Origin of the sequence: Mesorhizobium sp. M0074 (genome assembly GCF_040322975.1) — a bacterium.
In the GTDB taxonomy this organism is placed as follows: domain Bacteria; phylum Pseudomonadota; class Alphaproteobacteria; order Rhizobiales; family Rhizobiaceae; genus Mesorhizobium.
In genome coordinates, this window is record NZ_JAMYUM010000015.1 from 1 (window position 1) to 20,968 (window position 20,968).

The 20,968-nt window shown below is 62.8% G+C and carries 21 protein-coding genes; 15 read left to right on the forward strand and 6 right to left on the reverse strand.

The window, feature by feature from the left end:
- The first annotated feature begins 221 nt into the window (after positions 1-221).
- Both NKJ73_RS20070 and NKJ73_RS20075 read left to right on the forward strand, forming a co-directional pair.
- Complete coding sequence (locus NKJ73_RS20070; RefSeq protein WP_031211231.1) at positions 222-950, forward strand: glycosyltransferase family 2 protein; 729 nt, start codon at positions 222-224, stop codon at positions 948-950.
- Positions 943-1,275 (forward strand): lipid-A-disaccharide synthase N-terminal domain-containing protein, encoded by a 333-nt coding sequence (locus NKJ73_RS20075; protein WP_023674681.1) that lies wholly within the window; start codon positions 943-945, stop codon positions 1,273-1,275. The genes NKJ73_RS20070 and NKJ73_RS20075 overlap by 8 nt, the downstream gene beginning before the upstream one ends.
- 41 nt (positions 1,276-1,316) lie before the next feature.
- On the opposite strand, the gene NKJ73_RS20080 is transcribed toward NKJ73_RS20075, so the two are convergent.
- Positions 1,317-1,967: an FMN-binding negative transcriptional regulator gene (locus NKJ73_RS20080; protein WP_023674682.1), complete on the reverse strand. Its 651-nt coding sequence runs from the start codon at positions 1,965-1,967 to the stop codon at positions 1,317-1,319.
- Between the two features lie 6 nt (positions 1,968-1,973).
- Positions 1,974-2,648 carry an alpha/beta hydrolase gene (locus NKJ73_RS20085; RefSeq protein ID WP_023674683.1) on the reverse strand — a complete coding sequence of 225 codons (675 nt, stop codon included), beginning with the start codon at positions 2,646-2,648 and terminating at the stop codon, positions 1,974-1,976.
- A gap of 290 nt (positions 2,649-2,938) precedes the next feature.
- Here NKJ73_RS20085 and NKJ73_RS20090 point away from each other — a divergent pair, with 290 nt between their 5' ends.
- From NKJ73_RS20090 to sufA, 8 genes are all read left to right on the forward strand, one after another.
- Positions 2,939-4,117 carry a cysteine desulfurase family protein gene (locus NKJ73_RS20090; RefSeq protein WP_352458430.1) on the forward strand — a complete coding sequence of 393 codons (1,179 nt, stop codon included), beginning with the start codon at positions 2,939-2,941 and terminating at the stop codon, positions 4,115-4,117.
- 188 nt (positions 4,118-4,305) lie between these two features.
- Entirely contained in the window at positions 4,306-5,823 is a 1,518-nt protein-coding gene (gene sufB, locus NKJ73_RS20095) for a Fe-S cluster assembly protein SufB (RefSeq protein WP_352458429.1), read from the forward strand.
- The gene (locus NKJ73_RS20100) at positions 5,820-6,236 is read left to right on the forward strand and encodes a hypothetical protein (RefSeq protein WP_352570847.1); all 417 of its coding nucleotides are present in this window, start codon (positions 5,820-5,822) and stop codon (positions 6,234-6,236) included. Before sufB ends, NKJ73_RS20100 begins: the two co-directional genes overlap by 4 nt.
- The gene (gene sufC, locus NKJ73_RS20105) at positions 6,229-6,984 is read left to right on the forward strand and encodes a Fe-S cluster assembly ATPase SufC (RefSeq protein ID WP_352458427.1); all 756 of its coding nucleotides are present in this window, start codon (positions 6,229-6,231) and stop codon (positions 6,982-6,984) included. Before NKJ73_RS20100 ends, sufC begins: the two co-directional genes overlap by 8 nt.
- A gap of 43 nt (positions 6,985-7,027) precedes the next feature.
- Positions 7,028-8,296, forward strand: coding sequence for a Fe-S cluster assembly protein SufD (gene sufD / locus NKJ73_RS20110; RefSeq protein WP_352458426.1), 1,269 nt, complete (start codon positions 7,028-7,030; stop codon positions 8,294-8,296).
- 191 nt (positions 8,297-8,487) lie between these two features.
- Positions 8,488-9,729 carry a cysteine desulfurase gene (locus NKJ73_RS20115; protein WP_352458425.1) on the forward strand — a complete coding sequence of 414 codons (1,242 nt, stop codon included), beginning with the start codon at positions 8,488-8,490 and terminating at the stop codon, positions 9,727-9,729.
- Between the two features lie 5 nt (positions 9,730-9,734).
- Positions 9,735-10,130 carry an SUF system Fe-S cluster assembly protein gene (locus tag NKJ73_RS20120; RefSeq protein WP_352458424.1) on the forward strand — a complete coding sequence of 132 codons (396 nt, stop codon included), beginning with the start codon at positions 9,735-9,737 and terminating at the stop codon, positions 10,128-10,130.
- Positions 10,131-10,239: 109 nt separating this feature from the next.
- Positions 10,240-10,620 carry a Fe-S cluster assembly scaffold SufA gene (gene sufA, locus NKJ73_RS20125; protein WP_006206001.1) on the forward strand — a complete coding sequence of 127 codons (381 nt, stop codon included), beginning with the start codon at positions 10,240-10,242 and terminating at the stop codon, positions 10,618-10,620.
- Positions 10,621-10,783: 163 nt separating this feature from the next.
- Here the strand turns inward: sufA and NKJ73_RS20130 are convergent, their stop codons facing one another.
- Entirely contained in the window at positions 10,784-11,281 is a 498-nt protein-coding gene (locus NKJ73_RS20130) for a GFA family protein (RefSeq protein ID WP_352458423.1), read from the reverse strand.
- A 90-nt stretch (positions 11,282-11,371) separates the two neighbouring features.
- Between NKJ73_RS20130 and NKJ73_RS20135 the strand changes: the two genes are divergently transcribed.
- Entirely contained in the window at positions 11,372-11,695 is a 324-nt protein-coding gene (locus NKJ73_RS20135) for a TfoX/Sxy family protein (RefSeq protein WP_023717364.1), read from the forward strand.
- A gap of 34 nt (positions 11,696-11,729) precedes the next feature.
- Here the strand turns inward: NKJ73_RS20135 and NKJ73_RS20140 are convergent, their stop codons facing one another.
- On the reverse strand, positions 11,730-12,662 hold the full coding sequence (locus tag NKJ73_RS20140) for a PfkB family carbohydrate kinase (protein WP_352570848.1): 933 nt from the start codon (positions 12,660-12,662) through the stop codon (positions 11,730-11,732).
- A gap of 277 nt (positions 12,663-12,939) precedes the next feature.
- On the opposite strand from NKJ73_RS20140, the gene recA reads away from it, so the two are divergent.
- From recA to NKJ73_RS20155, 3 genes are all read left to right on the forward strand, one after another.
- Positions 12,940-14,037 (forward strand): recombinase RecA, encoded by a 1,098-nt coding sequence (recA, locus tag NKJ73_RS20145; RefSeq protein ID WP_023674696.1) that lies wholly within the window; start codon positions 12,940-12,942, stop codon positions 14,035-14,037.
- 259 nt (positions 14,038-14,296) lie between these two features.
- Entirely contained in the window at positions 14,297-16,963 is a 2,667-nt protein-coding gene (gene alaS / locus NKJ73_RS20150) for an alanine--tRNA ligase (RefSeq protein WP_352458438.1), read from the forward strand.
- A 64-nt stretch (positions 16,964-17,027) separates the two neighbouring features.
- The gene (locus NKJ73_RS20155) at positions 17,028-17,822 is read left to right on the forward strand and encodes a PhzF family phenazine biosynthesis protein (RefSeq protein WP_352458421.1); all 795 of its coding nucleotides are present in this window, start codon (positions 17,028-17,030) and stop codon (positions 17,820-17,822) included.
- 201 nt (positions 17,823-18,023) lie between these two features.
- Here the strand turns inward: NKJ73_RS20155 and NKJ73_RS20160 are convergent, their stop codons facing one another.
- Both NKJ73_RS20160 and NKJ73_RS20165 read right to left on the reverse strand, forming a co-directional pair.
- Positions 18,024-18,650, reverse strand: a complete 627-nt coding sequence (locus NKJ73_RS20160) for a glutathione S-transferase family protein (RefSeq protein WP_352457793.1) — start codon at positions 18,648-18,650, stop codon at positions 18,024-18,026.
- A gap of 11 nt (positions 18,651-18,661) precedes the next feature.
- The gene (locus tag NKJ73_RS20165; protein ID WP_352457792.1) at positions 18,662-19,873 is read right to left on the reverse strand and encodes an NADP-dependent isocitrate dehydrogenase; all 1,212 of its coding nucleotides are present in this window, start codon (positions 19,871-19,873) and stop codon (positions 18,662-18,664) included.
- 206 nt (positions 19,874-20,079) lie between these two features.
- Between NKJ73_RS20165 and NKJ73_RS20170 the strand changes: the two genes are divergently transcribed.
- A complete protein-coding gene (locus tag NKJ73_RS20170; RefSeq protein ID WP_352570849.1) occupies positions 20,080-20,946 on the forward strand; it encodes an RNA methyltransferase in 867 nt (288 codons plus the stop codon).
- Positions 20,947-20,968: the final 22 nt, after the last annotated feature.

The window sequence follows — 20,968 nt, forward strand, 5'->3', positions numbered from 1 at the left end:
CAGAACACGATCCGCCATCCCGAATCTCCCTGCTTCGACCATCATCACAGAATCACCAATCGGCTTCTGTGCAAAGGTCTCACAAGGGGAGAAGGGAGAACCCCAAGCGTGCGGCCTGCTTGCGTCATCGTTTCGGCTGGCGTAATGAGGCGCCGCCAACGGGTCTCATCCGCTGGACCGCACGGCATCGATCGAATGCCATATCCTATGACAGAGTCGAGATGCCGGAGATATCCATCGTCATTCCTTGCCGGAACGAGGCGGCGAACCTGCCGCTTCTGCTCGACGAGATCGGCGCCGCGATGGCCGGGCGCGACTTCGAGGTCATCGTCGTCGACGATGGCTCGACCGACGACACGCCTTCGGTGCTTGCCGCACAAGCAGCGCTTCGCCGGTTTCCGCTGCGCCATCTCAGGCATCAGAAATCCGCTGGCCAGTCGCTCTCGGTGCGTTCGGGCGCCTGGGCGGCGCGCGGCGATATCGTCGCCACCATCGACGGCGACGGCCAGAACGACCCCGGTTATATCCCAGTGTTGATAGACGCGCTGCGGCAGGCTGGTCCCGATGTCGGGGCCGCGCAGGGACAGCGTCTGAAGCGCCGCGACAGCAAGATCAAGCAGCTGGCGTCGCGTTTCGCCAACGGGCTGAGAAAGGCCATCCTGCACGACGAGACGCGGGATACCGGCTGCGGCCTCAAGGCGATCCATACCGACATTTTGAGGAAATTGCCGTTCTTCGACGGCACCCACCGCTTTGTTCCGGCGCTGGTCATCCAGGAGGGCTACCGCGTCGTCCATTGCGACGTCGTCGATCGCTCCCGCCGTCACGGCAAATCGAATTACGGCATCTTCGATCGCGGCCTGCAGGGCGTGCTTGATCTTGCCGGCGTCTGGTGGCTGCGCCGCAGGCGCCGCAGAATGCCCAAAGTAGAGGAAATCAGGCATGGGTAACGTGCTTCAGGAATTGGCGACCTGGCTTCACGATGTTTTCGTCAAGCAATTCGATGCCTGGGTTCTGCTCGGCTTCGTCGCCCAGTTCTTCTTCACCATGCGCTTTCTGGTGCAGTGGGTGGCGTCGGAAAAGGCCAAGCGCAGCGTCGTGCCGATCGCCTTCTGGTTCTTTTCGCTGTTCGGCGGCGGCCTGCTGCTGATCTACGCCATCCAGCGTCAGGATCCGGTGTTCATCGCCGGCCAGGCCATGGGCCTGTTGATCTATATCCGCAATCTCTGGCTGATCGCCAACGAGCGCAAGGCGGCGATGACGAAGGTCGATTGAGCCCTCGACCGGCCTGAAACCGGTCGAGCAAGCAATCCAGATTACTGGCCGTCCAGCCCGCCATAGGACCTTACCAGCCGGACCATATCGGCCGAATCGGCAGTCTCGCTCTCGAGCCCCTCGGCGACACCGACGCGGTCGGCGGCCGGGCGGTTCTGGCTGACTTTCCATTTGCCGCTGATTTCGGTGATTTCGATCTCTAGGCCGACGATGCCTTTGATCTGCGACTGGATGAAGGGTGCCGGCGCGTCGGTCACCGCCCACGGCGCCGAGCGGCTGCCCTCCTGCGACATCGTCAGATCGGAAATCTGCTCGGCCAGCCAATCCTGGTCTTCGATCACCGTGACGATGCCGCGCACCTGGACGATGGCGTAGTTCCAGGTCGGTACCACCTTGCCGGTTTCACGCTTGGTCTCGTACCAGGACGGCGTCACATAGGCATCGGCGCCCTGGAAGACGACCAGCACCCGCGCCAGGGGATTGTCGGCCAAAAGCCGCCATTGCGGATTGGCCTTGGCCAAATGGGCGCGGAGCCTGCCGTTCGGTGGCACATCCGCGTCTAGAAGAAAGGGAATCGCGTTGGCGACCGGCCCCTCGACGCCGTTCGACACCAGCAGGCCAAGCGGATGCGCCCGGATCAGCCCGTGCAGGACGTCCTGCCGTGTTTCCTGGAAGTGAGGCGGTTGGTACATCGCCGATTATCTCAGCCGCTTCGGCCGTGGGTCGGACAATTCCCCGGCCAGCCGGCGATCGAGGTAGTCGGCGCATTCCTCGATCAGAAGCTCCGCATGGTTGGCAAAGAAATGGTTGGCGCCGGGCAAGGTCTTCTGGGTGATGGTAATGCCCTTTTGCGTGTGCAGCTTGTCGACCAGCCCCTGCACGTCCTTGGGCGGCGCGACCTTGTCGGCGTCGCCGTGGATGATCAGGCCGGACGACGGGCATGGCGCCAGGAACGAGAAATCATAGGTATTGGGCTGCGGCGCGACCGAGATGAAGCCCTCGATCTCCGGCCGGCGCATCAGAAGCTGCATGCCGATCCACGAGCCGAACGAATAGCCGGCAACCCAGCAGCTCTTGGAATCCGGATGCAGCGACTGCACCCAGTCGAGCGCCGCGGCGGCGTCGGACAATTCGCCGGTGCCGTGGTCGAACTCGCCCTGGCTGCGGCCGATGCCGCGGAAATTGAAGCGCAGCGTGGTGAAATTGCGCTTCTGGAACATGTAGAAGAGGTCGTAGACGATCTTGTTGTTCATCGTCCCGCCGAACTGGGGGTGCGGGTGCAGGACGATGGCAATCGGCGCGCTCTTTTCCTTCGAGGGCTGATAGCGACCCTCCAGACGGCCGGCCGGACCGGTGAAAATGACCTCAGGCATGAAATACTCCACTTGGTATAAATTTGCGCGGCGCCCGGAACAACTCTTCCTCTGGCCCCAGTCTTCCTCTGGCCCCAGTCTTCCCTAGGCCCCAGTCTTCCCTAGGCCTTGACGCAGGGCGAGCGTCTTTCTAGAAGCTAGTTTAGAATTGTTCAAAACTGGGCGGCCAAAAATTGTGGCTCGGGCACCCGCGCCGCAAGCCGCGTAAATAGGACGTCTTGCCTTGCAATTTCAAGGAAATAACGCGCTATCTTCGCGGAACGGCTTTTGAAGGGACCAGTTGGACGGAAATGGCCGGAGCACGCGCCTATCTCGACTACAACGCCAGCGTGCCGCTGCTTGCCTCGGCGCGCGCGGCCGTGGTCGCTGCGCTCGACGTCGCCGCCAACCCGTCCTCGGTCCATGCCGAGGGCCGCGCTGCACGGCGGCTGATCGAGGATGCCAGGCGCGACGTGGCGCGACTGGTCAGCGCCAAAGCCGAGCATGTCGTATTCACCTCCGGCGCGACGGAAGCGGCCTCGACGCTGCTGACGCCGGACTGGCAGATGGGGCGCGGTGCTGTCCGTATGAGCCGGCTCTATGTGTCCGAGGCCGATCATCCGTGCCTGCTGAACGGCGGGCGCTTCCCAGCGGCGCAGGTGACACGGATCGGCGTCGACGCCGACGGCGTCGTCAGGCTCGACGTTTTGGCCGAGGCTCTCGTCCAGCATGACAAGGTCGAAGGCTTGCCGCTGGTGGCCATCCACGCTGCCAACAATGAAACCGGCGTGATCCAGCCGGTCGGCCGCATTGCCGAAATCGTCAAGGCGGCGGGTGGCATCCTGGTTGTCGATGCCGTGCAGGCGGCCGGCCGCATTCCGCTCGATATGTCAGCGGGTTACGCAGATTATCTGATTCTCTCGTCGCACAAGATCGGCGGCTCAAAGGGCGTCGGCGCCATTGTCGCGGCGTCGGACCTGATGATGCCGAAGCCGCTGGTCAGCGGCGGTGGCCAGGAAAAAGGCCATCGCGGCGGCACCGAAAACCTGGCGGCGATTGCCGGGTTTGGCGCGGCGGCGCGCGAGGCGTCTGCCGGCTTGCAAACGATCGAAACGGTGCGGCAGCGTCGCGACGAAATCGAGGCGATCGTGAAAACGCTTGTTCCGGACGCCGAAATCTTCGGGATCGGCGCGCCAAGGCTTGCCAATACGACATTCTTCGCTATTGCCGGCATCAAGGCCGAGACGGCGCAGATTGCCTTCGACCTGGCCGGTGTGGCGCTGTCGGCTGGATCGGCCTGTTCGTCGGGCAAAGTAGGGCCGAGTCACGTGCTGAAAGCCATGGGTTATGGTGACGGCCTCGGCGCGTTGCGCGTGTCCGTCGGCCACGCGACCAGCGCTGAAGATATCGAGCTGTTCCGTTCGGCGCTGGCGACGATCGTCGCGCGCCAAGCCGGTAAGGAAAAGGCAAGCAGGGAACGAGCCGCCTGAGCGCGGCAGACGAAATGTAGGGCCTTGCGGCCTGGTAGAGCCGTGCGTTCGCATTTGGCCGGGTGAATTTCCGGCATGAACGCACTATATGAAACTTACGCCGCCTCCGGTGCCTGATGGGCGCTCGTTTGCGGTGCCATAGTTTGAAAACTGCCGGGCCTTGACCCCGGCGTGGATGGAGAACGCTGATGCCTGCTGTGCAGGAGACGATCGATCGAGTTCGAAAGATCGATGTCGACCAGTATAAATACGGATTCCAGACCGAAATCGCGATGGACAAGGCCCCCAAGGGCCTGAGCGAAGACATTATCCGCTTCATTTCGGCGAAGAAGGACGAGCCGTCCTGGATGCTGGAATGGCGCCTGGAAGCCTATCGCCGCTGGCTGACGCTGGACGAGCCGAAATGGGCGCGCGTCCACTATCCCAAAATCGATTTCCAGGACCTCCACTATTACGCCGCGCCCAAGAGCACGCCCGGGCCGACTTCGCTCAGCGAGGTCGATCCCGAACTGCTGAAGGTCTATGAGAAGCTCGGCATTCCGCTCAGGGAACAGGAAATCCTCGCCGGCGTGCAGAAGACCGATGCGTCGGAGCTCGAGGAAGCCAGCGACAACGTCTACAAGTCGGGCCGCGTCGCCGTCGATGCGGTGTTCGATTCCGTCTCTGTCGTCACCACTTTCAAGAAGGAACTGGCGCAGGCCGGCGTCATCTTCTGCTCGATCTCGGAAGCCATCCGCGAGCATCCGGAACTGGTGAAGAAATATCTCGGTTCTGTCGTGCCGACCTCCGACAATTTCTACGCAACGCTGAATTCGGCCGTGTTCACCGACGGTTCGTTCGTCTTCGTGCCCAAGGGCGTGCGCTGCCCGATGGAACTGTCGACCTATTTCCGCATGAACGAGAAGAACACCGGCCAGTTCGAGCGCACGCTGATCATCGCCGAGGAGGGGGCTTACGTCTCCTATCTCGAAGGCTGCACGGCGCCGCAGCGCGACGAGAATCAGCTTCATGCCGCGGTGGTCGAGCTGATCGCGCTCGACGATGCCGAGATCAAATATTCGACGGTGCAGAACTGGTATCCCGGCGACGCCGAAGGCAAGGGCGGCATCTACAATTTCGTCACCAAGCGCGGCGACTGCCGCGGCCATCGCTCGAAGATTTCGTGGACGCAGGTCGAGACCGGTTCGGCCATCACCTGGAAATATCCGAGCTGCATCCTGCGCGGCGACGATTCCAGCGGCGAGTTCTATTCGATTGCCGTGTCGAACGGTTATCAGCAGGTCGACAGCGGCACCAAGATGATCCATCTCGGCAGGAACACGTCGAGCCGCATCATCTCCAAGGGCATTGCCGCCGGCTTCTCGCAGAACACCTATCGCGGCCAGGTCTCGGCGCACCGCAAGGCGACCAACGCCCGCAACTTCACCAATTGCGATTCCCTGCTGATCGGCGATCAGTGCGGCGCACACACCGTGCCCTACATGGAAGCCAAGAATTCGACCGCGCAGTTCGAGCACGAGGCCACCACCTCGAAGATTTCCGAGGACCAGAAGTTCTATGTCATGCAGCGCGGCATTCCGGAAGAAGAGGCGATCGCGCTGATCGTCAACGGCTTCGTCAAGGACGTCATCCAGCAACTGCCGATGGAGTTCGCGGTCGAGGCGCAGAAACTGATCGGGATCAGCCTCGAGGGGAGCGTTGGGTGAGTGACGATGAGGCAGAGGACGGTCCGCCGTTGGTCGCACGCGTTCACCAGTTTGACAGGCATTCTGGTGAGCTACCCGACAACTATCGGGCCGACCTCGATGAGCAGATTTGCGGAGAATTGGCAACGTCGCTCGGGAACTACCTTCGAAGCTTTGCTGCCGAAAGGAAAGTTGGCGTCAGGATCGAAGTCGAAGCCAACCGAATTAGCGCTGGGCGCGAAGACGGCACGGAGTTGATGATCACCGTCTACGGCCCTGAGATTTTTGAAATCACCAGGTGGCCGAATCCCGCCGACGCCGTCGAGGACGGAAGTATGCGATTTGACTTGGCACCTGAACTTGAAAGCGACGTCGCCGTTGCCCTAGCTCGGCGATATGTAGTTAACGGAACGATAGAGCAAGAGAATGCTTGAAATCAGAAACCTCCATGCCCGTATCGTCGACGACGGCACCGAGATCATTCGCGGCCTGAATCTTTCGGTGAAGGCCGGTGAGGTCGCCGCCATCATGGGGCCGAACGGCTCGGGAAAATCGACGCTGTCCTATATCCTTGCCGGGCGCGAGGATTATGAGGTCACCGAGGGCGATATCCTCTACAACGGCCAGTCGATCCTCGAAATGGATCCGGCCGAGCGCGCCACCGCCGGCATCTTTCTCGCCTTCCAGTATCCGATGGAGATACCGGGCGTGGCGACGATGGAATTCCTGAAAGTGGCGATGAACGAGCAGCGCAAGGCGCGCGGCCAGGAACCGCTGAAGATCCCGGAATTTCTCAAGCGCGTGAAGGAAGCGGCGGCCTCGCTCAACATGGACATGGCGATGCTGAAGCGGCCGCTCAATGTCGGCTTCTCCGGCGGCGAGAAGAAGCGTGCCGAGATCCTGCAGATGAAGCTGCTCGAGCCAAAGCTCTGCGTGCTCGACGAGACCGATTCCGGTCTCGATATCGACGCGCTGAAGATCGTCGCGGACGGCGTCAACACGCTGCGCTCGCCGGACCGGGCCATCGTCGTCATCACCCATTACCAGCGCCTGCTCCAATACATCGTGCCGGATACGGTGCACGTGCTCTACAGGGGTCAGGTGATCAAGTCGGGCGACAAGTCGCTGGCGCTCGACCTCGAGGCCAATGGCTATGCCGGCGTGATCGGGCAAGCCGCGTGAGATGCCAGCAGGCCCGGAAGGCAAGCCAAATAAGGCGATACTGATGAATATGCACACGACACCCCAGCGAACATTGGCCGAAACGGCGCTGATCGACGCCTTTGGCGAGCGGCTGTCGCTGCTGCCCGGCGACGGCGCGGTGATGCTGAAGCGCGACGACGCCATCGAGGCGATCAAGGGCGGCCTGCCGACGCGGCGCATCGAATCCTGGCACTATACGGACCTGCGCCGGCTGCTGACCTCGGTGCCGGACTTCGATCCGGCAGCGGTTGCGAAAGCCATTGCGCCGATCGTCGAAGGCTCCTCGGTTTTGCCGGTGCTGAACGGCGTTTCGAGCGCCAAGCTCGCTAGCATCGAGGGCGTTGTCGTGCAGCGCCTGTCGGAGAAGCTGACCGACGGCAGCGCAGCACCTGGGCTCGATTCTTATGGCAGCGACGACGCCATCGGCGCGCTCAACACCGCCTTTGTCGCCGACGGCTATTTCGTCGACATCGCCGACGGCGCCCAACTGGAAAAGCCGCTTGAGCTGCAGAATCTGCAGGGCGGGGGACAGACGCATGTGCGGCTGCTGACGCGCGCCGGCGCCGGCGCCAAGGCTGTTATCGTCGAGCGCCAGGCAGGCGAGGGGGCGGCGCTGGTCAGCGCGGTCAGCCAGCTTGTGCTTGGCGAGGGCGCCGAAGTGACATGGCTCATCGTGCAGGAGCAACCGGATACGGCGACGCACCTTGCCCAGTTCAAGGCGCATCTCGGCAAGAATTCGAAGCTGACGCTGTTCGTCATGAATGCCGGCGGCAAGCTTGTGCGCCAGGAGGTCGTTGTGAAGACGACCGGCGAGGGCGCCGAATTCACGCTGCGCGGCATCAATCTGCTCGCCGGCGACACCCATACCGACGTCACCATGGTGCTCGACCACGCCGTGCCGCATACCGCATCGACCGAAGTCTTCCGAAACGTGGTGACCGGCAAGGCGCGCGGCGTCTTCCAAGGCCGCATCAACGTCCACCAATATGCGCAGAAGACCAACGCCAAGATGGCCTGCAACACGCTGCTGTTGTCGGACGACGGGGAGTTCTCGACCAAGCCGGAGCTCGAAATCTTCGCCGACGACGTCGTCTGCGGCCATGGCGCGACCGTCACCGAGATCGACCACAGCCATCTGTTTTACCTGATGGCGCGCGGCGTCGACGAGAAGACCGCGCGCGGCCTGCTGGTCAAGGCCTTCGTCGCCGAGGTAATCGAGGAACTGGACGACGAGGCCATCGTCGAGGCGCTGGAAGCGAGACTCGACAACTGGTTCGTGGCGCACGGATAAAGTGGATGAGGGCCTGGCGCTTCGGCCAGCACCCCTCATCCGACCGAGCTTCGCTCGGCCACCTTCTCCCACAAGGGGAGAAGGAAACGCGCCTCTCCTTCTCCCCTTGTGGGAGAAGGTGGATTGGCGCGAAGCGCCAAGACGGATGAGGGGTGTTGGAAGGAACGCGGCAGCGCGGCAAGGACTTCGAGATGGACCAGAAAGTCGAAAACATCCCCTATGACGTCGAGGCGATCCGCCGCGACTTCCCGATCCTGTCGCGGCAAGTCTACGGCAAACCGCTGGTCTATCTCGACAATGGCGCCTCGGCGCAGAAGCCGCAGGCGGTGCTCGACGCCATCCAGCACGCCTATTCCCAGGAATACGCCAACGTCCATCGCGGCCTGCATTTCCTGTCCAATGCCGCGACCGACGCCTATGAGAGGGCTCGCGAGACGGTGCGCCGTTTCCTCAATGCGCCGAGCACCGACAATATCGTCTTCACCTCGAACACCACGGCGGCGATCAACACGGTCGCCTATGGTTTCGGCATGCCGAACATCGGCGAAGGCGACGAGATCGTGCTCTCGATCATGGAGCATCATTCCAACATCGTGCCGTGGCATTTCATCCGCGAGCGGCAGGGCGCCAAGCTGGTCTGGGTGCCGGTCGATGATCTCGGCGTCTTCCATATCGAGGAATTCGAGAAGCGGCTGACCGACCGCACCAGGCTGGTTGCCATCACCCATATGTCGAACGCGCTGGGCACGGTGACGCCGATCAAGGAGATCGTGCGCATCGCGCATGCCCGCGGCATTCCGGTGCTGGTCGACGGCAGCCAGAGCGCCGTGCATATGCCGATCGACGTGCAGGACCTCGACTGCGATTTCTTCGTCTTCACCGGCCATAAGGTCTATGGCCCGTCGGGCATCGGCGTGCTCTACGGCAAGAAGGATATTCTGGAGCGCATGCGCCCGTTCATGGGCGGCGGCGAGATGATCGAGGAGGTGACGCAAGACATCGTCACCTACAACGACCCGCCGCACCGTTTCGAGGCCGGCACGCCGCCGATCGTGCAGGCGATCGGACTTGGTGCGGCGCTCGAATACATGGAAAAGATCGGACGTGAGCGCATCGCCGCGCACGAGGCCGATCTGAAGGATTATGCGCATCAAAAACTGCGCGCCATCAACTCGCTGCGCATCTTCGGCGATGCGCCCGGCAAGGGCGCAATCATCTCGTTCGAGCTGCAGGGCATCCACGCGCACGACGTGTCGATGGTCATCGACCGGCAGGGCGTGGCGGTGCGCGCCGGCACCCATTGCGCCCAGCCGCTGTTGAAACGCTTCGGCGTAACATCCACATGCAGGGCATCGTTCGGCATGTATAATACCAGGGCTGAAGTCGATGCTTTGGCCGATGCGCTGGAAAAGGCGCGAAAGTTCTTCGGGTGACGATCATGGATGATGCCAGCCACACCGCCGAAAGCACGGCACTGGATATGACCACCAATGCGGCGGTTTCCGGGTCAACGATTCCCGCCGACGAACTGGCGCGGCTGACCGACGACATCGTCTCGGCGCTGAAGACGGTCTATGACCCGGAAATCCCGGCCGACATCTATGAGCTCGGCCTGGTCTACAAGATCGACATCGAGGACGACCGCTCGGTCAAGATCGACATGACGCTGACCGCGCCGGGCTGCCCGGTGGCTGGCGAAATGCCGGGCTGGGTCGAAAACGCCGTCGGCGCCGTCGAAGGCGTCTCCGGCGTCGAGGTCAACATGACCTTCGACCCGCCCTGGTCGCCCGACCGCATGTCGGAAGAGGCGCAGGTGGCGGTTGGGTGGTACTAGCATCCGACCAGCCAGAGGCTGGCGCACTTGCGCCGGGTACAAAACTTCACCATTTTAGGTGAGGAATCATTCGGCAGGCCTTGAACCTGCGCGCATGGAGAAGGAAAACATGGGACGCTTCGCCGTCATCACGATGACCGAAAAGGCCGCCGACCGGGTTCGCGAGATCGTTGCGACCCGTGAGAATGCGCATGGCATTCGCCTTGGCATCAAGAAGGGCGGCTGCGCCGGCATGGAATATACGGTCGATCTGGTGACCGAACCCAATACCAAGGACGACCATATCGAGCGTGACGGCGCCCATGTCTATGTCGCGCCGGAGGCGGCCCTTTTCCTGTTCGGCACCGAGATGGATTTCGAGCAGACGACGCTGCGCACCGGCTTCACCTTCCGCAATCCGAACCAGAGCTCGGCCTGCGGCTGCGGCGAATCGGTCGAATTGAAGCCGGCTGATCTGAAGGCACTGGCCGAAGCACGCGCTTCGGCCTGAGAATTTTCTTTTCCTTAGTAGGATTTCGCGAGACCCCCTCATCCGGCCGCTTCGCGGCCACCTTCTCCCCGAGGGGAGAAGAGGTCGCGAACGGTTGAGCCAGTCTCTTCTCCCCAGCGGGGAGAAGGTGGCCCGAAGGGCCGGATGAGGGGGACTGCCGAAGCTAATCCACCCACATCCCCGTTCGCTTGTGCCAGTCTGCGATCGACTCCTCCGGGTAGACGTCGAACACCTTGTCACCCTTGCCGATGTCGGGCTCGACCCAGTTCGCCTTGTATTTCAGCATCAGATGCACCTTCTCCGGCGGTTTCGGCAGGTCTGTGTCGATCGCCGAGGCAAACGGATGCACCAGCTCCGGCCAGGTCGGATCGTAGAGCCAGAGTGCCGTCCCGCATTTCGTGCAGAAGTTCCGCTCGCCCGTCGAGGTCTCGCGTTGCGGGTGCTCGTCGTCCTCGATCTCGGCGCGGTAGACGCCGAGATGGCGCTTGCCCTGGATTTTCAGCGTTTCGTAATCGGCGCCGAGATTGATGGCAAAACCGCCGCCGCCCTGCTGCTTGCGGCAGATCGAGCAGTAGCACAGCATGAACGGCACCGGCGTGTGGCTTTCCACCTCGAAACGCACGGCATTGCACCGGCAGGACCCTTTGAGCAGAAGCGGCATGAAAAACTCCGAGGAAATTGATTCTGAACTTGTCAGGATGGTGCCGGTTGCGTCGATGACAAGGGGAAATCCGGGTGACATGATCGCCGCATGGACAACGAGCGCATAGAAGAGCTTTTCGAAGGCCTCGGCCCGGTCAGCATCCGCAAGCTGTTCGGCGGCAAGGGCATCTATTTCGACGGCGTCATCGTCGCCATCGTCATCCGTGGCGAATTGATGCTGAAGGCCGACGCCGAAAGCGCCCCGGATTTCGAAGCGGCCGGCTGCCGGCAATGGACCTATACCGGCTCGCGCCACGGCAAGCTCGTGTCGATGCCCTATTGGAGCGTTCCCGACAGCGCCTTCGACGATCCCGACGAGATGGCGATCTGGGCACGCCGCGCCTACGAGGCAGGACGGCGCGCCGGCAAATAGGCTGCGTCATGCTTCGGCAATTCCGGGCCGCACTTCATGCCAGGTCCCGCGCCTCGGGCACGAGCGCCAGCGCTTCGGCAAAGCCAGCGCTGGTGAAGGCGGCACTCTCGACGACGAGCATAGCTGCGGCAATGCCTTCGCGCAGTGCCGCGCGTAGCGTCAGGCCGCGCAGCAGGGCAGCGATCGTGGCGCCTGCCAATGCGTCGCCGGCGCCGGCAGTATCGGTCCGCTTTTGTAGCGGCGGTGGCGAGATCAAGAACGCGCTCAATTCGTCGAAACCGAGCACTGGTTCGTCGCCGGCGGTGATCACGCCGCTTTTCAGCCCGGCGCGTATTAGGCCGTCGACGATGCCTTGATCGTCAGCATCGATGCCGACGTCGGCGAGCACGCCGGCCTCCTGCCGGTTCATGAAGGCCAGCGCCAGACGGTCGAGCACCGGCATCAGCCGCGCCGCCTTATTGGGCGAGACCGCAAGCGCAAACACCGGCTTGTCGGCGGCGAGTGCCGCCAGCCGCCCCAGCGCGGTCGACGGCAGGTTGGCGTCGCACAGCACCGCGTCGGCCGAACCGATCGCTTCCCGCACCTTGGCGCGGCGGATCTGCTTGGGAAGCGCCAGCTCGTAGAGCACCATGTCGGCAAGGCCGGCGATCAGCCCGCCGTCGCTATCGATCAGCATCGTATGGCTTGGCGTTGCTCGGTCGAGGAACACCGCCGACAGGTCGGCAATGCCGGCCTCGGTGACGGCGCGTAAAACCGTGTCGCCAAGGGCATCGCCGCCGCGCACCGAAAGCAGCGAGGCCGAGGCGCCGCGTCGCACCGCACAGCGCAAGGCGTTGAAGACGGCACCGCCGACATGCTCGCGCATCGTGCCGGGGTTGGAAGCGGCCGGCACGAAGGCGCCGGCAACCCGGCCGCGCCGCTCGATATAGGCGCCGCCCACGGCCAGGATCGTCGGGGATTTGATCATGCCGTCAAAATGCCCTTTAGCTGTTGCCCGGGGGAGACTAGGTCGCCGGGCGGAACCCTGCAATCGCGGGTCCGATTCGGTTGGTGACGGCAACGGCGCCGCATGCGAGGCGAGACACATCGGAAGCAATAATTGCGAAACAAAAATAGAACAAATAGGGATATGCGTTATTTTTCAAACCCTTGGTGCTCATTGACAAATGAGAACAAATGAGGTACATTCTTTTAAGGATTGCGGGATTGTCCGGCCTCCATTGACGACCACGGGGTGATGTATCATGGCTCAGAATTCTTTGCGGCTTGTAGAGGACAAAGCGGTGGACAAATCAAAGGCTCTGGATGCGGCGCTGTCGCAAATCGAGCGTGCCTTCGGCAAGGGCTCGATCATGCGGCTCGGCGCGAACGAGCAGGTCGTCGAGATCGAAACGGTGCCGACCGGCTCGCTTGGGCTGGACATCGCGCTTGGCGTCGGCGGTCTGCCGCGCGGCCGCATCGTCGAGATCTACGGGCCGGAAAGCTCGGGCAAGACGACGCTGGCGCTGCACACGGTGGCCGAAGCCCAGAAGAAGGGCGGCATCTGCGCCTTCGTCGATGCCGAGCACGCGCTCGACCCGGTCTATGCCCGCAAGCTCGGCGTCGATCTCGAAAACCTTTTGATCTCGCAGCCCGATACCGGCGAGCAGGCGCTGGAGATCTGCGACACGCTGGTGCGCTCCGGCGCCATCGACGTGCTGGTGGTCGATTCGGTGGCGGCGTTGACGCCGCGGGCGGAAATCGAAGGCGAGATGGGCGATTCGCTGCCCGGCCTGCAGGCCCGCCTGATGAGCCAGGCACTGCGCAAGCTCACCGCCTCGATCTCGCGCTCCAACACCATGGTCATCTTCATCAACCAGATCCGCATGAAGATCGGCGTCATGTTCGGTTCGCCCGAGACGACGACCGGCGGCAATGCGTTGAAATTCTATGCCTCGGTCCGCCTCGACATCCGCCGCATCGGCTCGGTCAAGGATCGCGACGAGGTCGTCGGCAACCAGACCCGCGTCAAGGTCGTCAAGAACAAGCTGGCGCCGCCCTTCAAGGTGGTCGAGTTCGACATCATGTATGGCGAGGGCGTCTCCAAGACCGGCGAGCTGGTCGATCTCGGCGTCAAGGCGGGCGTGGTCGAAAAGTCGGGCGCCTGGTTCTCCTACAATTCGCAGCGTCTTGGCCAGGGCCGCGAAAACGCAAAACTGTTCCTGCGCGACAATCCCGACACGGCGCGCGAGATCGAGCTGGCGCTACGGCAGAATGCCGGGCTGATCGCTGAGAAATTCCTTGAGAACGGCGGCTCCGAAAGCAGCGACGACGGTTTCGAGGACGACGCCGGGGTGATGTAGGGCAGGCGACGCCTCGCTGAGCCTCAGCCAGGTTTCGATTTGATGTTTTGATTTTGAGTTTGCGTAATCGATGCGTTTCGAACCGCCGGCCCAGGGCCGGCGGTTCGCGTTTGACGGCGAGGCAGACGCATTTCAAGGCGCTGGTGAAAGCCGGGATTTGAGCCCATTTGGTGTTTCTGGACAGGCTGCGGTGCGACCGCTAAAAGGCCATGTCTATTTTCCGCCGGCAGCCGGCGGTTCTCTCGAAAAGGCAGTATTCATGAGTGGCGTCAACGAGATCCGGTCGGCATTTCTCGACTATTTTCGCAAGGAAGGTCACGAGGTCGTCGCGTCAAGCCCGCTGGTGCCGCGCAACGACCCGACGCTGATGTTCACCAATGCCGGCATGGTGCAGTTCAAGAACGTTTTCACCGGTCTGGAGAAGCGGCCGTATTCGCGCGCCACGACTGCCCAGAAGAGTGTTCGCGCCGGCGGCAAGCACAACGACCTCGACAATGTCGGCTACACCGCGCGCCACCTGACCTTCTTCGAGATGCTCGGCAATTTCTCCTTCGGCGACTATTTCAAGGAGCGGGCCATAGAGCTTGCCTGGAACCTGATCACCAGGGAGTTCGGGCTGAAGAAGGACAAGCTGCTGGTCACCGTCTACCACACCGACGACGAGGCGGCCTCGTACTGGAAGAAGATCGCCGGCCTTTCGGACGATCGCATCATCCGCATCGCGACTTCGGACAATTTCTGGGCAATGGGCGACACTGGACCTTGCGGGCCGTGTTCGGAGATATTCATCGACCGTGGCGAGCATATCTGGGGCGGCCCTCCCGGCAGCCCCGAGGAGGATGGCGACCGTTTCCTTGAATTCTGGAACCTGGTGTTCATGCAGTACGAACAGGTGACGAAGGAGGAGCGCGTCGACCTGCCGCGTCCGTCGATCGACACAGGCATGGGCCTCGAGCGCATGGCATCCATCCTGCAAGGGGTTGAAAGCGTCTTCGAAACCGACCTGTTCCGCCACCTGATCGACGCTGCGTCGTCGGCGCTTGGCAAAGGTCCGGATGCGGACGCCGTCGCATCGTTGCGCGTCATCGCCGATCACCTGCGTTCGTCCTGCTTCCTGGTCGCCGACGGCGTGCTGCCGTCCAACGAAGGACGCGGCTACGTGCTTCGTCGCATCATGCGCCGCGCTATGCGCCACGCGCAGTTGCTCGGCGCCCGCGATCCGCTGATGTGGCGCCTGGTGCCGGCACTGGTCCGCGAGATGGGCCAAGCCTACCCGGAACTGGTGCGCGGCGAACAGATGATCACCGAAACGCTGAAGCTGGAAGAGACGCGCTTCCGCAAGACGCTGGTGCGCGGCTTGGGCTTGCTTTCGGAGGCGACGGAAAAGCTGGCCTCCGGCGACATGCTGGATGGCGAGACAGCGTTCAAGCTCTACGACACCTATGGCTTTCCGCTCGATCTGACGCAGGACGCGCTGCGCCAGCGCAACATCTCGGTCAACCTTGCCGGCTTCACCGAGGCGATGGAGCGGCAGAAAGCGGAGGCGCGCAAAAGCTGGGCCGGCTCCGGCGACGTGGCGACCGAGACGGTATGGTTTCCGGTGCGCGAGAACGCCGGCGCCACCGAGTTCCTCGGCTATGAGACCGAGCAGGCGGAAGGCCTCATCCAAGCGCTGGTCAGGGGCGGCAAGACCGTCGACAGCGCCGGCAAAGGTGACGCCGTTGCCGTGGTTGTCAACCAGACGCCGTTCTATGGCGAGTCCGGTGGCCAGATGGGCGACACCGGCGTCATTTCGGGCGACGGGTTCTCGATCGAAATATCCGATACCCAGAAGAAGGCCGATGGGCTTTTCGTCCATCTCGGCAAGGTGGCTAACGGCACGGTCAAGACGGGCGCGACCGTCGAGCTGAAGGTGGACCACGCGCGTCGCTCCAGGCTGCGCGCGAACCATTCCGCCACGCATCTGATCCATGAGGCGCTGCGCGAGGTGCTGGGTACCCATGTGGCGCAGAAGGGCTCGCTGGTCGCGCCCGAGCGTCTGCGCTTCGACATTTCGCACAACAAGCCGATCTCGCCTGGCGAGCTCGAAGAGGTCGAGCGCATGGCAAACGAGATCGTCGTTCAGAACGGCCCTGTAACCACGCGGCTGATGTCTGTCGACGACGCCATTGCCGAAGGCGCCATGGCGCTGTTTGGCGAGAAATATGGCGATGAAGTGCGCGTCGTTTCGATGGGCACGGGCTTGCATGGCGCCAAGGCCAACCGGCCTTATTCGGTCGAGCTATGCGGCGGCACGCATGTCAGGGCGACCGGCGATATCGGCCTGGTGCGCATCGTGTCCGACAGCGCGGTCGCTGCCGGCGTGCGCCGCATCGAGGCGTTGACCGGCGAGGCGGCCAGAAAGCATCTCGACGAACAGGACAAGCGGTTGAAGGCGGCCGCCGCCGCGTTGAAGATTTCGCCGGCCGATGTGCCGGCCCGCGTCGAGGCGCTGCTGGACGAACGCAAGAAGCTCGAAAAGGAGCTGATCGAGGCGCGCAAGAAGCTGGCGCTGGGCGATCGCTCGCCAGCCGGTGTGCCTGCGGAAAACGAAACCATTGCCGGTGTCGGTTTTCTCGGCAAGGCGGTATCGGGCGTCTCGCCAAAGGATCTTAAGCCGTTGGCCGATGCCGGCAAGAAGTCGCTCGGCTCCGGCATCGTCGTCTTTGTCGGCGCCGGCGAGGACAACAAGGCGAGCGTCGTCGTCGCCGTCACCGATGATCTGGCCGGCCGCTTCAACGCCATCGATCTGGTGCGCGTCGCGTCCGCGGCATTGGGCGGGCAGGGCGGCGGCGGGCGACCCGATATGGCTCAGGCCGGCGGCCCGGACGCCTCGAAGGCCGAAGACGCGATCGCTGCGGTGAAAGCGGCTCTCGAAGCGGCGTGAACCTGCACCGGGGGCGGCACGGCCGAAATGGCGCGCCGCCCAGCGGATATCTTTGAGAGCCGATATGCCGACGCTGACGATGTATCAGGTCGATGCCTTTGCCGAACGGGCCTTCCAGGGTAACCCTGCCGCCGTTCTCCTTTTAGAGGAATGGCTGTCGGAGCAGGTAATGCAGGCCATCGCCAACGAAAACAATCTTGCTGAAACCGCGTTTGTGCGGCCGAATGGCAAAGGTTGGGATTTGCGCTGGTTCACGCCGGTCCATGAAGTCGACTTCTGCGGCCACGCCACTCTTGCGGCCGCCCATGTACTGGCTACGGAATACAATGGTCAGGGCGAAATGGCCTTCGCCACCCGGGTCGGCGAGCTGCGGGTTTCCCGGTGGGAAGGGGGCTATCAGCTCGATCTGCCTTGTTTTCCGCCGCAGCCCATCGAGGAAGAGCTGAACTCGGCGCTGCAAGCGATATTGCCTCAGCGGCCGGTTGCGAGCTTCCGCAATTTCGAGAACCTGTTTGTCGAGCTTGCCGACGAGACAACCGTGCGATCTTTCGTTCCCGATCTGCTCAGGATCGGACGTTTTCATTCTCTCGGCCTGGTTATTACCGCGCCTGGGCGAGCCCACGATTTCGTCTCCCGTTACTTCGTGCCCGGGGCGGGCATTCCCGAGGATCCGGTTACCGGCTCCATTCATGCGACGCTGGTACCTTATTGGGCTGAAAAACTCGGCAAGACGCATCTGTCGGCATTCCAATGCTCGCAGCGCGGCGGGCATTTGCTATGCAAACTGGCCGGAGATCGCGTGCTGATCACAGGCCGTGCGAAGACCTTTATGAAGGCGGAGATCTACCTTCCCGATTAAGCGGCTTGGCTCCGGTTCCTCGCCCCCACGAAGTGGGGGAGAGGTGGCCGCGAAGCCGCCGGAGAGGGGGGCTGCGCAATCAAAAGGCGCTTTAGGAATGCGCCGATTTCCCCTCTCCGTCTCGGCTTCGCCGAGCCACCTCTCCCCGCAAGCGGGGCGAGGAACCCAGGTCGTGCGAAGTTGCCGCGCCTCGCGGCGGTTTCACCCTGCCTTTTCGGTTTTCGCAAAATTCGCGCGTTGAGTGATGCGCGCATACCAATCCCGAATCTCGGCAAACTCGGCCAGCAGGGCTTGTCCCTCGGCGACCTTGACGAAATAGCCGATGATCGGTGCGGCGTGCAGGTCGGCCAGCGTCAGGTCCGTCCCCAACAGCCAAGGCCCTTCGGCTTTCAGCGAAGAGAGCGCCTGCAATGCCGTTCTCGCCTGCCGCAACCCGTTGGCGATCACGGCTTCGTCGGGCGGCGTTTTTTCCAGCCGCTCGACAGCGACATCCCAGACCATGGTCCTGTAGGCGTAGGCGTCGAGCAGGCCGGTGATCTGGTTCAGGCGTGCTCGAGGCCGGGCTTCGACCGGTTGCAGCGCCGGGCCGCCAAAGGCTTCGTCGACATAACGGGCAATCGCGCCGGTCTCGTAGAGGCGAAAGCCGTCATGCTCGAAGGCCGGAATGCGGCCGAACGGCTGGTGCTCGAAATACCAGCCGGGAATGCCGTCCGCGGCAAAGACGTCGACGGGCACGAGCTCGTAGCCGACGCCCTTTTCCTCCAGCACCAGCCGCACGATGCGCACATAGACGCTGTAATCCGCGCCGTAGACGACGGGCTTGCCCATGTCGGTTGGGCTCAGGCCATCGCCTTCTGCAAATTCTCGTCGATCTTGTCGAGGAAGCCGGTGGTCGAAAGCCATGGCTGGTCGGGGCCGATCAGCAGCGACAGGTCCTTGGTCATGAAGCCGGACTCGACCGTCTGGATGCAGACCCTTTCCAGGGTCTCGGCAAAGCGCTTCAGTTCGGCATTGTCGTCGAGCTTGGCGCGATGAGCGAGGCCGCGCGTCCAGGCAAAGATCGAGGCGATCGAATTGGTCGAGGTCTCCTCGCCCTTCTGGTGCTGGCGATAGTGGCGGGTGACGGTGCCGTGCGCGGCTTCCGCCTCGACGGTCTTGCCGTCCGGCGTCATCAGCACCGAGGTCATCAGGCCGAGCGAGCCGAAGCCTTGCGCCACCGTGTCGGACTGCACGTCGCCGTCATAATTCTTGCAGGCCCAGACATAGCCACCCGACCATTTCAGGCTCGAGGCCACCATGTCGTCGATCAGCCGGTGCTCGTACCAGAGCTTCTTAGCTTTGAATTCTGTTTCGAACTCCGCCTCGTAGACCTCCTGGAAGATGTCCTTGAAGCGGCCGTCATAGGCTTTGAGGATGGTGTTCTTGGTCGAGAGGTAGACGGGGTAATTGCGCAGCAGGCCGTAGTTCAGGGAGGCGCGGGCGAATTCGCGGATCGATTCGTCGAGATTGTACATGGCCATGGCGACGCCGGCGCCGGGTGCGTCGAACACGTCGTGCTCGATCACCTGGCCGTCCTCGCCGACGAATTTGATCGTCAGCTTGCCCTTGCCGGGGAAGCGGAAGTCGGTGGCGCGGTACTGGTCGCCGAAGGCGTGGCGGCCGACGATGATCGGCTTGGTCCAGCCGGGCACCAGCCGCGGCACGTTCTTCATGATGATCGGCTCGCGAAAGATGGTGCCGCCGAGGATGTTGCGGATGGTGCCGTTCGGCGACTTCCACATCTTCTTCAGCTTGAATTCCTCGACGCGCTGCTCGTCGGGCGTGATCGTCGCGCATTTCACGCCGACGCCGTATTTCTTGATGGCATTGGCCGAATCGATGGTCACCTGGTCGTTGGTGGCGTCGCGGTGCTCGATGCCGAGGTCGTAATATTCGAGCTTGAGGTCGAGATAAGGGTGGATCAGCTTGTCCTTGATGAACTGCCAGATGATGCGGGTCATCTCGTCGCCGTCGAGTTCGACGACCGGGTTCGCCACCTTGATCTTCGCCATGGAAAGAATGCCTCGCTTTTGGGGAACGGAACGGCCTTGCCCGCACGGCTGCCGGCCCTGGGATGCGGCCCGTATATCAAAGGCTTTTTGGCCGCGCAAACGGCGAACCGCGCCGTAGTGCCGGCATTCCTTGCGAAAGCTTCATTTTCGCCGCCAAATGTGGCAGGGGACTGCGAAATGCCGCAAACAGCAGTTCACTGACAACCATGGCCGCTACCCAGGATCCCGACAACCCTCTTGCCTCCGGAACTCCAGCGTCCGGACCGGCGATCATCCTGGTCGAGCCGCAGCTCGGCGAGAATATCGGCATGGTTGCGCGCGCCATGGCCAATTTCGGCCTTTCCGAGCTGCGGCTCGTCAATCCGCGCGACGGCTGGCCGAGCGAGAAGGCGCGTGCCGCCGCAAGCCGCGCCGACCACGTCATCGATGCCGTCAAGGTGTTCGATGACCTGGCCTCGGCGATTGCCGATTTGAACTTCGTCTTCGCCACCACGGCGCGCGCGCGCGACAATTTCAAGCCGGTGCGCGGTCCGGTCGAGGCGGGCAGGGCGCTGCGCGCGCGGCAGCGGGCCGGCCAGCGCACCGGCATCCTGTTCGGCCGCGAGCGCTTCGGCCTCTATAATGACGAGGTCGGCCTTGCCGACGAGATCGTCACCTTCCCCGTCGATCCAGCCTTCTCCTCGCTCAACATCGCCCAGGCGGCCCTGCTGATGTCCTATGAATGGATGAAGTCCGGCCTGGAAGACGAGACCAGGACCAACTTCTCCGGCCCCGAAATGCCGCCGGCCACCAAGGACGAATTGCACGGCCTGTTTGTGTATCTGGAAGGTGCACTCGAGGCGCGCGGCTATTTCCGCCCGGCAGCGAAGAAGCCGAAGATGGTCGACAATTTGCGCGCTGTGCTGACCCGCCCCGGCTTTGCCGAGCCGGAGCTCAAGGTGCTGCGCGGCATAATATCATCGCTGGACAGGTTCTCGCCGGCCATGCCGCGCGGCGACGGATCGCCCGGCGACGATCCAAGGCGGCTCCCGGCGGCCGCGGCACGCGCTGCGAGGGCGAAAGACAAAGACTAGCCTCGGAACTGCCCATACCTCA

Excerpts from the sequence above, each read along its gene's own strand:
- NKJ73_RS20155 (WP_352458421.1), top strand. The coding sequence starts at position 17,028 with ATGCCGACGCTGACGATGTATCAGGTCGATGCCTTTGCCGAACGGGCC.
- sufD (WP_352458426.1), top strand. The coding sequence starts at position 7,028 with ATGAATATGCACACGACACCCCAGCGAACATTGGCCGAAACGGCGCTG.
- NKJ73_RS20130 (WP_352458423.1), bottom strand. The coding sequence starts at position 11,281 with ATGCCGCTTCTGCTCAAAGGGTCCTGCCGGTGCAATGCCGTGCGTTTC.
- sufA (WP_006206001.1), top strand. The coding sequence starts at position 10,240 with ATGGGACGCTTCGCCGTCATCACGATGACCGAAAAGGCCGCCGACCGG.
- NKJ73_RS20135 (WP_023717364.1), top strand. The coding sequence starts at position 11,372 with ATGGACAACGAGCGCATAGAAGAGCTTTTCGAAGGCCTCGGCCCGGTC.
- NKJ73_RS20080 (WP_023674682.1), bottom strand. The coding sequence starts at position 1,967 with ATGTACCAACCGCCTCACTTCCAGGAAACACGGCAGGACGTCCTGCAC.
- recA (WP_023674696.1), top strand. The coding sequence starts at position 12,940 with ATGGCTCAGAATTCTTTGCGGCTTGTAGAGGACAAAGCGGTGGACAAA.
- NKJ73_RS20085 (WP_023674683.1), bottom strand. The coding sequence starts at position 2,648 with ATGCCTGAGGTCATTTTCACCGGTCCGGCCGGCCGTCTGGAGGGTCGC.
- NKJ73_RS20170 (WP_352570849.1), top strand. The coding sequence starts at position 20,080 with ATGGCCGCTACCCAGGATCCCGACAACCCTCTTGCCTCCGGAACTCCA.
- NKJ73_RS20140 (WP_352570848.1), bottom strand. The coding sequence starts at position 12,662 with ATGATCAAATCCCCGACGATCCTGGCCGTGGGCGGCGCCTATATCGAG.
- NKJ73_RS20070 (WP_031211231.1), top strand. The coding sequence starts at position 222 with ATGCCGGAGATATCCATCGTCATTCCTTGCCGGAACGAGGCGGCGAAC.
- sufB (WP_352458429.1), top strand. The coding sequence starts at position 4,306 with ATGCCTGCTGTGCAGGAGACGATCGATCGAGTTCGAAAGATCGATGTC.
- NKJ73_RS20090 (WP_352458430.1), top strand. The coding sequence starts at position 2,939 with ATGGCCGGAGCACGCGCCTATCTCGACTACAACGCCAGCGTGCCGCTG.
- sufC (WP_352458427.1), top strand. The coding sequence starts at position 6,229 with ATGCTTGAAATCAGAAACCTCCATGCCCGTATCGTCGACGACGGCACC.
- NKJ73_RS20075 (WP_023674681.1), top strand. The coding sequence starts at position 943 with ATGGGTAACGTGCTTCAGGAATTGGCGACCTGGCTTCACGATGTTTTC.
- alaS (WP_352458438.1), top strand. The coding sequence starts at position 14,297 with ATGAGTGGCGTCAACGAGATCCGGTCGGCATTTCTCGACTATTTTCGC.
- NKJ73_RS20165 (WP_352457792.1), bottom strand. The coding sequence starts at position 19,873 with ATGGCGAAGATCAAGGTGGCGAACCCGGTCGTCGAACTCGACGGCGAC.
- NKJ73_RS20160 (WP_352457793.1), bottom strand. The coding sequence starts at position 18,650 with ATGGGCAAGCCCGTCGTCTACGGCGCGGATTACAGCGTCTATGTGCGC.
- NKJ73_RS20115 (WP_352458425.1), top strand. The coding sequence starts at position 8,488 with ATGGACCAGAAAGTCGAAAACATCCCCTATGACGTCGAGGCGATCCGC.
- NKJ73_RS20120 (WP_352458424.1), top strand. The coding sequence starts at position 9,735 with ATGGATGATGCCAGCCACACCGCCGAAAGCACGGCACTGGATATGACC.